The following is a 13,611-nucleotide window of genomic DNA, read 5'->3' as shown; positions in this document are numbered from 1 at the left end:
CGCAAAATATAACGGACTGAGGGAAAGACACATGCCTCATACACTATCAGCCCCAAAGAAAGATACGCTCTTTCTTTGGCTCCTGATCGCTTGGCTAGGCTTCGCCTTGCTGCCATCTTGGAGCTTAGATTATGGCTTACTCGACTCAACACAAGATGAAATATTAGCCGCTTACGGCTGGAGTAGCCTCAACATTAGCTGGCTATGGTATTTATTACCCTCGATTTTGCTTATTCGCCCATTAACACCCGCGGATCGTTATCATAAATCCCGTCACTATTTTGATATTGCCGTGGCTGTCATTACAGCAGCAATTGTTGTTTTAACGGCTTATTTTGACGGTAGAGGTCTTGGTTATTCAGCCATCATCCTATTTATTGCCCTTGGTATGATAATGACGCTGGCGCTAACCCGCTTAGAATGGTTAGGGGGAGACCAATTTGTTATTGGATCCTTAATTACCGTTGTCGTGCTGATTGCCCTATTCATCGTTTTCCCAAGCATCGCCATCTTTATTCCGATGTTTACCGATGGTAATGGTGATTTTGCACCTTTGGCTTTCGTCGCCATTCTGACTCAGTCACACATTATCCAAGTTATTATTAACTCCGTCTTCCTTTCATTGGCTGTTGGTGCTGGCTGTACATTCTTTGGTTTAATCCTCGCGATTTATACTTCTCGCATTGCCAAGCGATCCGCCATTATTGGCCGTGTGTTTTCAATCCTCCCCATCGTGACGCCGCCTTTTATTGTCGGTTTAGGTGTCACGTTAATGATGGGTCGTTCAGGTTATGTCACTGAATTTATGGCGACATATATGGGACTGGAAAATACCAACTGGCTATATGGTTTCACCGGAATTTGGTTAGCGCAAGTTTTAGCCTTTACCCCAATGTCATTTATGATTTTGGATGGTGCAATAAAAACCATTCATCCATCATTAGAAGAAGCCTCTTATACCCTTCGCGCAAATCGCTATCAAACGTTCTTTAACGTTTTCATGCCATTATTGAAACCTGCGCTCGCCAATGCATTTTTAATTGTTATCGTACAATCACTCGCTGACTTTAGTAACCCATTAGTCCTGGGCGGTAACTTTGACGTACTCGCAACCCAGATTTACTTCTATATCACCGGTTCTCAGTTAGATTATCAAGCAGCAAGTACCTTAGGTGCCTCGCTGTTAGTATTCTCATTATTAATCTTCTGTGTGCAGTATATGTGGATTGGTAAACGCTCTTATGTCACGGTTTCAGGTAAATCTTACCGTGGCGATGTTCAACCATTACCTATCTCATTAGTCACTATCGTAACCACGATCCTCACCCTTTGGGTTGCTTTCAACGTATTGCTATACGGCAGTATTTTCTACGGAAGCTTTACCGTTAACTGGGGTGTTGATTACACCTTAACCTTAGATAACTTCATTAAATTGTTCGGTCAAGGAATGAGCGATGGTGCATGGCCTTCACTGCTTGATACCTTACTTTATGCCGCTATTGCAGCACCGATTACCGCCACACTGGGCTTATTGATTGCTTACATTGTGGTTCGTCAAGAATTTCGTGGTAAGAAAACCATCGAATTCACCACCATGCTTTGTTTCGCTGTTCCAGGAACCGTTGCTGGGGTGTCCTACATTTTAGCCTTTAATGACTCGCCATTTTACTTAACGGGTACGGCAGCTATCATCATTATCTCAATGACGATGCGTAACGTGCCTGTCGGTATTCGAGCGGGGATTGCGGGGCTGGGACAAATTGATAAGTCGCTGGATGAAGCGTCATTAAGTTTACGTGCAGGTTCAATGCGGACGATTTTTTACATCCTATTACCTCTGCTGCGCCCGGCTATTTTATCAGCACTTATTTACAGCTTCGTGCGGGCAATTACTACCGTCAGTGCCATTGTATTCCTCGTCACACCAGATACCCGTGTTGCAACCGCTTATATTCTTAACCGAGTTGAAGATGGCGAATACGGTGTCGCAATTGCCTACGGTTCTATCCTGATAGTGGTCATGCTTGCCATTATTTTCTTGTTTGACTATTTGATTGGCGAAGCCCGTGTTTCACGTTCCAAAGCCAAAAATGCACAGTAATCATGGAGTCACTGACATGACACAACCTAGTTTTGTTAAAACAAATAGCTTTGTTGAATTAAAAAATATTACTAAACGCTTTGGGACCAATACGGTCATTGACGAGTTAAGCCTTTCTATCCCACAGGGGAGCATGGTCACTTTATTAGGCCCTTCGGGCTGTGGTAAAACGACGGTATTACGTTTGGTGGCTGGACTCGAAAAACCCACTGAAGGTCGTATGTTCATTGATGGTGAGGATGTCACTGACCGTTCAATACAGCAGCGTGATATCTGTATGGTTTTCCAATCTTATGCATTGTTCCCGCATATGTCTTTAGGGGAGAACGTTGGCTACGGATTAAAGATGCTGGGGTTACCTAAAGCTGAGATCAAAAAACGGGTTGATGAAGCCTTAGAAATCGTTGATTTAGCCGGTTTTGGTGAGCGTTTTGTTGACCAAATCTCAGGGGGGCAACAGCAGCGAGTCGCCTTAGCTCGCGCATTGATCCTAAAACCGAAAGTCTTACTGTTCGATGAACCACTCAGTAACTTAGATGCTAACTTACGCCGCAGTATGCGCGAAAAAATTCGTGAATTGCAGCAGCAATTTAATATTACCTCACTGTACGTCACACATGACCAAAGCGAAGCATTTGCAGTATCTGATATGGTTTTGGTGATGAACAAAGGTAAAATTATGCAGTTGGGCTCGCCGCAAGAACTCTACCGCCAGCCAGCCTCTAAATTTATGGCCAGTTTTATGGGGGATGCGAATATTTTCCCTGCAACACTCAGCGCTGATGCTGTTGATATTTTTAATTATCGCTTGCCACGCCCAGAGCAATTTATTAGCAATAAAACTCAAGTTACCGTTGGTGTTCGCCCTGAAGCTATCACATTGAGTCATCAAGGAGAGGACAGCCAGCGCTGTGTTATTACCCATGTTGCTTATATGGGGCCGCAATACGAAGTGACTGTAGATTGGCATGGGCAATCAATGCTATTGCAAATAAATGCAACCCAATTGCAGCCTTCTGTTGGTGAAAACCTGTATTTACAGATCCACCCCTATGGCATGTTTATTCTTGAATAATTAATCCGTTCGAAAACAGTTAACACTAATAACCGTCTAATGAAAGTTAGGCGGTTTTTTTATCCACTTTGTTAATAAGTTGAAGCTTGAACAATGTGTGACTTTATGTAACTTATGATATAGTGTGACTAAGTTACACTCTTTTCTCATAAATGAGGTTTATTATGTCAACAACAAAATTAAGGCAACAAGGTGGTGCTGTTGTACTGACAATCCCAAGCGATATTGCCAGTATGGCCGGCTGGGTTGTCGGGATGAAGCTAGATATCGACGCAGTTGGTGAGTCTGTATGTATCAAGCCTGCAAAGCGGATTGCTAGAGGGCGAAAATCAATTACTGAACTACTCTCTGGCATTGATAAAAATGAAATTCAAAGCCTAAATAGCCAACTGGATAACTCAGATCCAATTGGTCATGAGATTATCTAATGGCAAAAGTAAAAAAGCCTCATAAAGGCCAAATTTGGCATATCAATGGCGATCCTGTTAGTGGTAAAGAATTTAAAGGCCCCCATTACTATTTAGTGATTACAGATTCACAACTTAATCAAGCTCTGGGTACTGTGCTATGTGCTCCAATCACCAGTGGTGGTAATGCTTCACGAGCTCAAAGCGTCACAGTTTATTTAGATGGTTCAAGTACTGATACCGGAAAAATTACAGGCTGTGTTTTATGCTACCAACTACGCTCCCTCGATTTAGTCACAAGAAAAGCGACATATTCAGCGACATTAGAAGAGAATATTTTTGAAGAAGTACTGGGGAAAATCGTCGATATTATCGATCCTCAATAAAATTTTTACACTATAAATACAACATTACCCACCATCCATAAAAAAAGCACCCGAGATAAACCTATCATCGAGTGCCTTTAATTTATTGTTTAAGCTAGATTAATAATCTTAGATTTTAACCTAATTGCTTACGTGCATTACGGAAAATACGCATCCATGGGCTATCTTCTCCCCAATTTTCTGGGTGCCATGAATTACTCACCGTACGGAAAACACGCTCAGGGTGAGGCATCATTATGGTGGCTCGACCATCAGTTGAAGTCACAGAGGTGATACCATTCACTGAACCATTTGGGTTTGCCGGGTACTGCTCCGTCACTTGCCCATAATTATCCACAAAACGCATAGCAACTAGCCCATTATTTTCTAATTGCTGTAAATGTGCCGCTGCACGAGTTTCCATTTGACCTTCACCGTGTGAAACCGCAATTGGCATGCGAGAACCAGCCATATCTTGCAGCAGCAAAGATGGGCTCTTTGCAATTTCGACTAAGCTAAAACGCGCTTCAAAACGCTCAGAACGGTTACGGACAAAACGTGGCCAGAATTCAGCTCCCGGAATGAGGTCATGTAAATTAGACATCATCTGGCAGCCATTACACACACCAAGTGAAAGTGTATCAGCACGATGAAAGAATGACTCAAATTCATCCCGCACTTTAGCGTTAAACAGAATTGATTTCGCCCAACCTTCACCAGCGCCGAGCACATCTCCGTAAGAGAAGCCCCCACAAGCAACCAAAGTTTGGAATTGGGCTAAAGAAAGATTACCTGACAATAAGTCGCTCATATGGACATCTACCGCATCAAAACCTGCTCGGTCAAATGCTGCCGCCATTTCAACGTGTGAGTTAACCCCTTGCTCACGAAGCACCGCGACTTTAGGACGAATACCAGACAAAATATAAGGCGCAGCGATATCATCGGCAATATCGAATGTCAGATGGGTACTTAGCCCCGGATCTTTGCTGTCTAATTTCGCATTATGCTCTTCATCAGCACAGACTTCATTATCACGTAAACGCTGCATCTGCCATGTCGTTTCTGCCCACCATTGGCGTAACAGACTACGAGATTCATTATAAACAACGGTATCACGGCTATTGATGATCACCGCGTCATCCGTTGTTGCAGACCCTAAATAATGTACACATCCGGCTAAGCCGGCCTGTGCAAAGCACTCTTCAACATATTGACGGTCAGCCTCTTCAATTTGGATCACCGCACCAAGCTCTTCATTAAACAGTGCCGCTAGCGTATCTTCATCAAAAGAGCTGATATCCACATTGATCCCACAATGACCTGCAAATGCCATTTCAACCAAAGTGACAAATAGCCCGCCATCAGAACGATCATGATAAGCCAACAATTTTTGCTCGGATAATAGCTGTTGAATGGCATTAAAGAAGCCTGAGAGTATTTCAGGGCTGCGCACATCTGGCGCCTTATTACCAAGTTGGCGATACACTTGCGCCAGAGCAGAGCCACCAAGCGCATTATGCCCTTGTCCAAGATCAATCAATAACAATGCATTATTTGCTGTTGTTTTTAATTCAGGCGTTACGGTCAAGCGAACATCTTCAACACGCCCAAACGCGGTGATCACCAAGGATAATGGGGAAGTCATTTCACGCTCTTTGCCATCTTGCTCCCAGCGTGTTTTCATTGACATTGAATCCTTGCCTACAGGAATAGTCAGGCCTAATGCTGGACAAAGCTCTTCACCAATGGCTTTCACTGCTTCATAAAGACCCGCATCCTCACCGGGGTGACCCGCTGCTGCCATCCAGTTTGCGGATAACTTAATACGTTTAAGGTCTTTTACATAAGAACAAGCAATATTAGTCAATGCTTCACCGACAGCCATCCGCGCTGATGCCGCGAAATCGAGCAATGCAACTGGCGTTCTTTCACCTAGAGACATCGACTCACCATAATAACTATCAAGGCTTGCCGTCGTCACTGCGCAGTCAGCCACTGGAATTTGCCAAGGGCCAACCATTTGGTCGCGAGCAACCATACCCGTCACTGTACGGTCACCGATGGTGATCAAGAAGGTTTTTTCTGCAACCGCAGGTAAATGAAGTACACGCTTAACGGCTTCATTTAAACTAATTGCCGTTCTATCTAATGCATCAGGGCGCGCCTTTAACGTTTTAACGTCTCTTAACATTTTAGGTGCTTTACCCAGTAAAACATCTAATGGCATATCGATAGGTTGATTATTAAAATGTGTATCATCTAATGTTAGATGACGCGCTTCCGTTGCTTCACCAATAACCGCGAATGGCGCACGCTCACGCTCACAAATCGCAGTAAATAATGGCATTTGCTCAGGGGAAACCGCCATAACATAACGCTCTTGTGACTCATTACACCAAACCTCTAATGGGCTCATACCCGGTTCATCATTCAGAATTTTACGTAACTCAAAACGACCACCTCGCCCACCGTCATTCACTAATTCTGGCATGGCATTCGACAAACCACCCGCGCCGACATCGTGAATAAAGAGAATTGGGTTATCATCACCAAGCTGCCAGCATCTATCGATAACTTCTTGGCATCGGCGTTCCATTTCTGCATTGTCGCGCTGAACAGAAGCAAAATCTAAATCTGCATCTGATTGACCTGATGCCATTGAAGAAGCAGCACCACCACCCAAACCAATATTCATGGATGGCCCACCAAGCACAATTAACTTGGCGCCAACGGTAATTTCACCTTTTTGGACGTGATCTGCACGAATATTACCAATCCCCCCCGCTAACATAATGGGCTTATGGTAACCTCGTAGCTCTTCACCATTATGGCTATTCACTTTTTCTTCATAGGTACGGAAGTAACCTAATAATGCAGGTCTACCAAATTCATTATTAAATGCAGCGCCCCCGAGTGGGCCTTCCATCATAATATCTAAAGCGGTCACTATACGATCAGGCTTACCAAAATCTTCTTCCCATGGCTGCTCAAAGCCAGGAATACGTAAATTGGATACTGAAAAACCAATTAACCCAGCTTTCGGTTTAGCACCGCGCCCGGTTGCGCCTTCATCTCGAATTTCACCACCAGAACCTGTTGCGGCTCCCGGCCATGGAGAAATTGCCGTTGGATGGTTATGCGTCTCGACTTTCATCAAAATATGCGCATCTTCTTGATGATAACGGTATGTGCGATCATTGGGTTCAGGGAAGAAACGCCCAACCGATGAACCTTCCATCACGGCCGCATTATCTTTATAAGCCGATAATACGTAATCCGGTGTTTTCTCAAAGGTATTTTTAATCATTTTAAACAGCGATTTGGGCTGTTCTTCACCATCAATAATCCAATCAGCATTAAAAATTTTATGACGACAATGCTCAGAGTTTGCTTGTGCAAACATGTACAGTTCAATATCTGTAGGATTACGTTTTAATTCAGTAAAGGCGGCTAATAAATAGTCAATTTCATCATCGGCTAACGCTAAGCCCATTTCTTTATTTGCAATATCAAGCGCCGCTCGCCCACCCGAAATAATATCAATAGATTTTAATGGTGCAGGTTCATGTTGAACGAATAATGCTTCCGCTTGTTCAAACTCAGTAAACACACATTCCATCATTCGGTCATGTAAGATGGAAACAACATCTTGCCACTGGGCTTCATTTAAAGCATCGGCTTGTACGTAGTAGGCGATGCCCCGCTCAATTCTTTTTACCTGTGCTAGGCCACAATTATGTGCGATATCTGTCGCTTTTGAAGACCAAGGAGAGATAGTTCCCGGACGTGGAGTGATTAAAATAAGCTTTCCAAATGGCTCATGCTCTGCGAGAGAAGGACCATATTTTAACAAACTGCTTAGTTTGCCTTGCTCACTGTCACTCAATGGTGCTGATAAATCAGCGAAGTGCATATATTCAGCGTAGATATTCGTAACAGGAAGCTGCTTTTCATTAAACAGCGCCAGAAGGCGGGTAATACGAAATGCTGATAGAGCAGGTGAACCGCGCAAAATTTCCATCGTCTTAAATTCTCTCTTTTAATCGCCAGCCCTGATCACAAAAGCAGGGAAACCGGAACACATTATAGAGCAATGTTCATCAATACGAAACCGTTTGCGTGATTAAAAACAAAGCGATTAGTTAAATATTATTATGTGCTAAATAGGATAATATAGGTTGCACCGATCATCATTGTTGAGCAAAATACCCGACTACTGGAATTATAACCATTACTTGACTATCTTTTTTACATTACACAGCACCTGTTAAACGCACGAGAAATAACTATTTGAATAACTTAAAAGTTAACTATTTAATTATCGTGGTCATCGCTTTACTGGCTACCATGATCATCGGTTTTAATCTTCGATGGTCAAATTCGCAAGATTCACAAATCAATAAAATCATGTCTCAAGGTGAATTGCGTATTAGTGCCGTTAGCTCCCCACTTATCTATATCGATGAGCAAAAACAGTTGCATGGTTTTGACTATGAGCTGGCTCAAGGCTTTGCTACGTACCTAGGTGTAAAATTAAAAATCACACTAAGGCCTACCTTCGAAGAAATTTTTAACGATCTTGAAAAAGGCACTGCCGATATTGCTGTTGCAGGCCTGCTATATAATAAAGACAGATTGGAAAAAATGAAAACAGGGCCTAGTTACCTGAATGTTACGCAGCAATTGGTTTATCGAAAAGGCTCAACTCGACCGAAATCCTTCAATGATATCAACGGTAAACTAGTTGTAATGTCAGGAACTGCCCATGCAACGACATTAAAAGAGCTTGCTAAACAATATCCAAACTTAAAATGGGAAGAAAATTCCAAATACACAACAAATCAATTGCTTGAAATGTTGGCTGATGGCGAAATTGATTACGTATTAGAAGATTCAATCGCTGTCGCTTTACAGCAACGTATTCATCCTCAAATTGCTGTCGCCTTTGATTTACTTGATGATCATGCCATTACTTGGTATATGAGCCGTAACCAAGACGATAGCTTAAATGCTGCGTTATTAGATTTTTTTAATTCAAGTAATGAAACAGAGTTACTTGCTAGATTGACAGAAAAATATTTTAGTCATGTAGAGACCTTTGATTACTTCGATACCCTCACATTTATTAAAGCAATCAATAATAAACTGCCTGAATATCAGCCTTTATTTGAAAAGTATGCAGACTCAATAGATTGGAAGCTACTTGCGGCGATCGCATGGCAAGAGTCCCATTGGGACCCACTCGCCACCTCTCCAACAGGGGTTAGAGGCTTAATGATGTTAACTAAGCCAACGGCGACAACAATGGGGATTGCCGATAGATTAGACCCTGAAGAAAGTATTAAGGGAGGTACCGCTTATCTTGAATATATAATGGAACGCTTGCCGGAATCTATCGCCGAAGATGATCGTATCTGGTTTGCTTTATCTGCTTATAATATGGGGTATGGGCATATGCAAGATGTCCGAAAATTAACTCAAATGCTCGGAGGCGACCCAGATCGTTGGCTGGATGTCAAAGCTAGATTACCGCTTCTAACACAAAAGAAATACTACTCTCAGCTTACCTATGGTTATGCTCGTGGGCACGAAGCCTACCGATACGTTGAAAATATTCGACGCTACCATCAAAGTTTAGTTGGCTACTTACAAAGCCAAGATAAAAAACAGCATTCGTTGGATATTGCACAGCAATCGTTAACTTATATTTTTTACCCAGAAAAAGCGATTGATACTGAACAAGATACACAACCAAACGAGGGGCAATCTCCTCCAGAGGAAAAAGTGAGCCTTGGCTATGTTGAATCGGCAAAATCATCAATTAAAAAGCCCGAATTCATCCCTAATAGCAAGCTCCCATTAGGGCCTCAATTTTTACCCACACTGCCTGTAACAAATCAAAATGCGCGAGAAGAAATCAATTCACCTCATGAGGATCCCAATAACAAAGGCTAAAATTTAACTTTAAGTAATAAGCTATTCATAGCAAAATTTATTATTCATAATGATAAGCGCTAACTCTGTTGACGCTTTAATATTTTTTTCTGTTCTCTGCGCATTTTAAAAAAAGCGCTCAGCATTGATGAGCAAGTTTCCTCTAATACTCCCCCAGTTACTTCAACATAGTGGTTTAAGCCTGACATGCCCATAATATTAATAAAAGAACCACATGCACCTGTTTTGAAGTCTTTAGCCCCATAAACAACTCTCCCTATACGACTGTGGATCATCGCACCTGTACACATAATACAAGGCTCCAAGGTGACATAGAGGGTCGTATCAAGTAAACGATAGTTATTTAGTACTTTTCCTGCTTGCTGTAATACCACTATTTCCGCATGTGCCGTTGCATCATGATTTTCAATTGAGCAGTTCCAGCCTGATGCAATTAACTGATTATCTTTAACCAATAATGCACCGACAGGGATCTCTCCTGCCTCTTGTGCATTTTTTGCAAGTTCAAGCGCTTGACTCATCCAATACTCATCAATCTCTATTTGCGTCACTCTTACCTCTATATTCTCTATATTAGTGTTAGATTATCACTAAATGTTCAAGTGACTGCAATTCGAAATATAGCCGTATTAATTACTAAAAATGGCTAATTTAGCGGCAAAACCCATAAAAAAAGCACCAACGGTACAGTTTCCTAGTTTAGCTAACACTTGCTTTTCACGCAAAAAACGTGCGATCAAATAACCACTAAAGATGAGTAGACTCAGGTATAGAAAGCTCACCATCTCTAAAATAGTCGCTAATACAAGGTAAGGAACCCAAGCATGAGTGTAATTAAAATCAATAAATTGAATAAAAAATGAGATATAAAACAATATGGCTTTTGGATTCGTTAGGCTAAGAACCAAAGCACGCGTAAAAACCTTTTCTTTTTTGACTAAAACTGCTTCTGTCTCTGATGAAAGCGATTTTTTTTGCCAGAATGTCGCATATAAAATTTTCCCACCTAAGTATAAAAGATAGGCGGCCCCAAGATAGCGAACTATCGTAAACAGTGTTGGCGAAGCCTTAATCAACGAAGCAACACCAATAAAGGAAAGAAAGATCAACATGGCATCTCCAGTGAACACACCTAGAGCTGCACGATACCCTGACTTAGTCCCATAAGAAGTACTTGTTTTTAATACATACAACGAATTTGGCCCCGGTACGATAATGATGAGAATCAATCCGGCTAAGTAGGTCCAAAAATTCAACACTCCTAGATTTTCAAACATGATAAAACCCTTATATTTTTTTATTATTACTACCATAACTTCTATTGATTGTGAATATTTAAAGCATTAATCATTCATCTTTATTTAATATATATATTAAAGACTAATAACAAATATTATATTCAAATGATTCCTATTTAAATATGATGAATGTGCATTTGGTTCACTCTCATTAAAACCTAATATAAGGAAAATAAAATGGCAGTTTATAAATCAACCATTCAAAAAGCCGGCTTTGAAGATTTCTATCCAACAACATTAGCGTTTACCGCAGCTAAAAAAAACTTTTTCTTAGGGCACTCAAAAGATAAATCTTACGCAATATATTCACTGGCAGATAATGGTAAAATTGATGAAAAAGTTCCCGTACAAAAAGGAAAATTGCTTACTTATCTAAGTAATCTACAAGCCTTTTACGATACAGCTCAAAATAAACAATTTTTATATGGCTACAATTTAGAAACTAAAATCTTTCAGTTATACCAAATAGCTGATAATGCAAATATTACTATATTACTAAGTGACGATTTTGCTGTTGAAAACACAATAAAATCTACAACAATGTTTCTTGTCGCCGGCATTCTTCATATATTCATTCAAACTGAAAATAATAAAGAATGGTATATCTATAAAGTTAACTTTGTTGAATAAAAACAAACAAAAACATTAAACTAACAATAAGGATTGCATTTTCATTCCAATCCTTATTTTTTACGAAAGCTAATGTTTAATTTTCATTTTATTTATAACTCATACTTTAAATTAAATCAAATACAATAAATTAACAAAAATAACCATGAATAAAACATTAGCCTATTATTTTCATTTAAACATTTCAGTATTCAATTATTGAATTTCAGTGTAGAATAGCCGCCTTAATACAAGATAAAATAGATTTCACTGATAAAAATGGCACTATTAATTACAAAAAAATGTATCAACTGCGATATGTGTGAGCCCGAATGCCCCAATGATGCAATTTATATGGGCAATGAAATTTATGAAATTGACTCAGACTTATGTACTGAATGCGTTGGGCACTATGATAAACCCACTTGCCAATCAGTTTGCCCCATCACTAACACCATCATCACGGATCCTGAACATATGGAAACCCAAGAACAACTTTGGGATAAATTTGTGATTATTCATCACGCAGATAAAATTTAACGTTACAAATGCTGCGTAACTATCTAATTTTCCCTTGAATACCTCGCTAAAATAAATTGCTGGCCATAAACCTGATACCAGCAATTTGTGAACCACCAAAAATGACAAATAACCAAATAATTTACGCTAAGCTTTCGATAATCACAGTTGCAGACGCATAATGCCGTTCATCTGTGATAGAAACATGAAAGTGTGTCGCTCGTAGTTTATTAGCTAAATTTAAGGCCTCACCAGTCAAACTTAATAATGGCTTACCCAATTTATCATTCGTTACTTCAAACTGATTAAATGCCAGACCATTACGGATCCCTGTACCTAAAGCTTTGGCAGCCGCTTCTTTCACCGCAAACCGTTTAGCCAGAAAACGCGCCGGTTTAGTCTGCTGCTGGTATTGAGTGAATTCAATTTGTGTCAATATTCGCTTTGCTAAGCTATCAGCCGTGCGCTCAATAACAGACTCAATACGTGCTATTTCAACTATATCCGTACCTAGGCCAACAATTGCCATTATTTACGCGCTTCTGTCAGTAATGTCTTCATGTCAGACACAGCCTGAGATAAGCCACTGAATAAAGCTCGACCGATAATGGCGTGACCAATATTTAGCTCATAAATTTCAGGTAGCTGGGCTATACGCTGGACGTTGTGATAGGTTAGTCCATGCCCCGCATTAACCTTAATCCCTTTACCCGCAGCATAAACCACACCATCACGAATGCGGCGAAATTCTAATTCTTGTTCTTGCTCTGTTTTAGCATCAGCATATGCACCTGTATGGATCTCAATAAATGGGGCTCCACACTGTTGTGCGGCATCGATTTGCTCGTGATCCGCATCAATGAAAAGAGAAACTAAGATCCCGGCTTCAGATAGACGCTTGACTGCGTATGCAACTTTTTGTTTTTGACCAGCAACATCTAACCCACCTTCTGTCGTAACTTCTTCACGTTTTTCCGGTACTAAACAACAAAATGCAGGTTTAATGCGACATGCAATATCAATCATTTCATCCGTTACTGCCATTTCAAGATTCATTCGAGTTTGAATCGTTTCATTGAGCAGTGCAACATCTCTGTCAGTAATATGGCGACGGTCTTCCCGTAAATGAACTGTAATACCATCAGCCCCGGCCTGCTCCGCAACAAATGCGGCTTGCACAGGATCAGGGTATTGAGTACCTCTAGCATTTCTTACCGTTGCAATGTGATCAATATTCACACCCAATAAAAGCTCAGCCATTTTTAACTCCCTATCAAGA

At 40.8% G+C, this 13,611-nt stretch carries 12 protein-coding genes; 7 read left to right on the top strand and 5 right to left on the bottom strand.

Annotated elements, in window-relative coordinates; all coding sequences use genetic code 11:
• The first annotated feature begins 31 nt into the window (after positions 1-31).
• From M998_RS17435 to M998_RS17420, 4 genes are all read left to right on the top strand, one after another.
• Positions 32-2,101 carry an ABC transporter permease gene (locus M998_RS17435; protein WP_068910056.1) on the top strand — a complete coding sequence of 690 codons (2,070 nt, stop codon included), beginning with the start codon at positions 32-34 and terminating at the stop codon, positions 2,099-2,101.
• Positions 2,091-3,176 carry a ferric ABC transporter ATP-binding protein gene (fbpC, locus tag M998_RS17430; RefSeq protein WP_068910055.1) on the top strand — a complete coding sequence of 362 codons (1,086 nt, stop codon included), beginning with the start codon at positions 2,091-2,093 and terminating at the stop codon, positions 3,174-3,176. The genes M998_RS17435 and fbpC overlap by 11 nt, the downstream gene beginning before the upstream one ends.
• A gap of 164 nt (positions 3,177-3,340) precedes the next feature.
• On the top strand, positions 3,341-3,604 hold the full coding sequence (locus M998_RS17425; protein ID WP_068445290.1) for an AbrB/MazE/SpoVT family DNA-binding domain-containing protein: 264 nt from the start codon (positions 3,341-3,343) through the stop codon (positions 3,602-3,604).
• A complete protein-coding gene (locus tag M998_RS17420; RefSeq protein ID WP_068445292.1) occupies positions 3,604-3,969 on the top strand; it encodes a type II toxin-antitoxin system PemK/MazF family toxin in 366 nt (121 codons plus the stop codon). The genes M998_RS17425 and M998_RS17420 overlap by 1 nt, the downstream gene beginning before the upstream one ends.
• A 115-nt stretch (positions 3,970-4,084) precedes the next feature.
• Here M998_RS17420 and purL read toward each other — a convergent pair whose 3' ends face one another.
• Positions 4,085-7,972 (bottom strand): phosphoribosylformylglycinamidine synthase, encoded by a 3,888-nt coding sequence (gene purL / locus M998_RS17415; RefSeq protein WP_068910053.1) that lies wholly within the window; start codon positions 7,970-7,972, stop codon positions 4,085-4,087.
• 269 nt (positions 7,973-8,241) lie between these two features.
• On the opposite strand from purL, the gene mltF reads away from it, so the two are divergent.
• Positions 8,242-9,906: a membrane-bound lytic murein transglycosylase MltF gene (gene mltF / locus M998_RS17410; protein ID WP_068910052.1), complete on the top strand. Its 1,665-nt coding sequence runs from the start codon at positions 8,242-8,244 to the stop codon at positions 9,904-9,906.
• Between the two features lie 59 nt (positions 9,907-9,965).
• Here mltF and tadA read toward each other — a convergent pair whose 3' ends face one another.
• Positions 9,966-10,457, bottom strand: a complete 492-nt coding sequence (gene tadA, locus M998_RS17405; RefSeq protein WP_068910050.1) for a tRNA adenosine(34) deaminase TadA — start codon at positions 10,455-10,457, stop codon at positions 9,966-9,968.
• A gap of 78 nt (positions 10,458-10,535) precedes the next feature.
• Positions 10,536-11,183, bottom strand: a complete 648-nt coding sequence (gene leuE, locus M998_RS17400; RefSeq protein WP_068445298.1) for a leucine efflux protein LeuE — start codon at positions 11,181-11,183, stop codon at positions 10,536-10,538.
• A gap of 198 nt (positions 11,184-11,381) precedes the next feature.
• Here leuE and M998_RS17395 point away from each other — a divergent pair, with 198 nt between their 5' ends.
• A complete protein-coding gene (locus M998_RS17395; RefSeq protein WP_068910048.1) occupies positions 11,382-11,834 on the top strand; it encodes an XRE family transcriptional regulator in 453 nt (150 codons plus the stop codon).
• A gap of 258 nt (positions 11,835-12,092) precedes the next feature.
• Complete coding sequence (locus tag M998_RS17390; RefSeq protein ID WP_068910046.1) at positions 12,093-12,353, top strand: YfhL family 4Fe-4S dicluster ferredoxin; 261 nt, start codon at positions 12,093-12,095, stop codon at positions 12,351-12,353.
• A gap of 121 nt (positions 12,354-12,474) precedes the next feature.
• Here M998_RS17390 and acpS read toward each other — a convergent pair whose 3' ends face one another.
• Both acpS and pdxJ read right to left on the bottom strand, forming a co-directional pair.
• Entirely contained in the window at positions 12,475-12,861 is a 387-nt protein-coding gene (gene acpS / locus M998_RS17385) for a holo-ACP synthase (protein WP_068910044.1), read from the bottom strand.
• Positions 12,861-13,592, bottom strand: a complete 732-nt coding sequence (gene pdxJ, locus M998_RS17380) for a pyridoxine 5'-phosphate synthase (RefSeq protein ID WP_068910043.1) — start codon at positions 13,590-13,592, stop codon at positions 12,861-12,863. The genes acpS and pdxJ overlap by 1 nt, the downstream gene beginning before the upstream one ends.
• Between the last annotated feature and the right edge of the window lie 19 nt (positions 13,593-13,611).

The organism is Providencia heimbachae ATCC 35613 (assembly GCF_001655055.1).
In the GTDB taxonomy this organism is placed as follows: Bacteria; Pseudomonadota; Gammaproteobacteria; order Enterobacterales; family Enterobacteriaceae; genus Providencia; species Providencia heimbachae.
This window is presented reverse-complemented; position numbering and strand designations above follow the sequence as displayed.

What these genes read in the sequence shown, in the direction of transcription:
- M998_RS17435 (WP_068910056.1), top strand. Translation starts at nt 32, where the DNA reads ATGCCTCATACACTATCAGCCCCAAAGAAAGATACGCTCTTTCTTTGG.
- fbpC (WP_068910055.1), top strand. Translation starts at nt 2,091, where the DNA reads ATGCACAGTAATCATGGAGTCACTGACATGACACAACCTAGTTTTGTT.
- M998_RS17425 (WP_068445290.1), top strand. Translation starts at nt 3,341, where the DNA reads ATGTCAACAACAAAATTAAGGCAACAAGGTGGTGCTGTTGTACTGACA.
- M998_RS17420 (WP_068445292.1), top strand. Translation starts at nt 3,604, where the DNA reads ATGGCAAAAGTAAAAAAGCCTCATAAAGGCCAAATTTGGCATATCAAT.
- purL (WP_068910053.1), bottom strand. Translation starts at nt 7,972, where the DNA reads ATGGAAATTTTGCGCGGTTCACCTGCTCTATCAGCATTTCGTATTACC.
- leuE (WP_068445298.1), bottom strand. Translation starts at nt 11,183, where the DNA reads ATGTTTGAAAATCTAGGAGTGTTGAATTTTTGGACCTACTTAGCCGGA.
- M998_RS17395 (WP_068910048.1), top strand. Translation starts at nt 11,382, where the DNA reads ATGGCAGTTTATAAATCAACCATTCAAAAAGCCGGCTTTGAAGATTTC.
- M998_RS17390 (WP_068910046.1), top strand. Translation starts at nt 12,093, where the DNA reads ATGGCACTATTAATTACAAAAAAATGTATCAACTGCGATATGTGTGAG.
- acpS (WP_068910044.1), bottom strand. Translation starts at nt 12,861, where the DNA reads ATGGCAATTGTTGGCCTAGGTACGGATATAGTTGAAATAGCACGTATT.
- pdxJ (WP_068910043.1), bottom strand. Translation starts at nt 13,592, where the DNA reads ATGGCTGAGCTTTTATTGGGTGTGAATATTGATCACATTGCAACGGTA.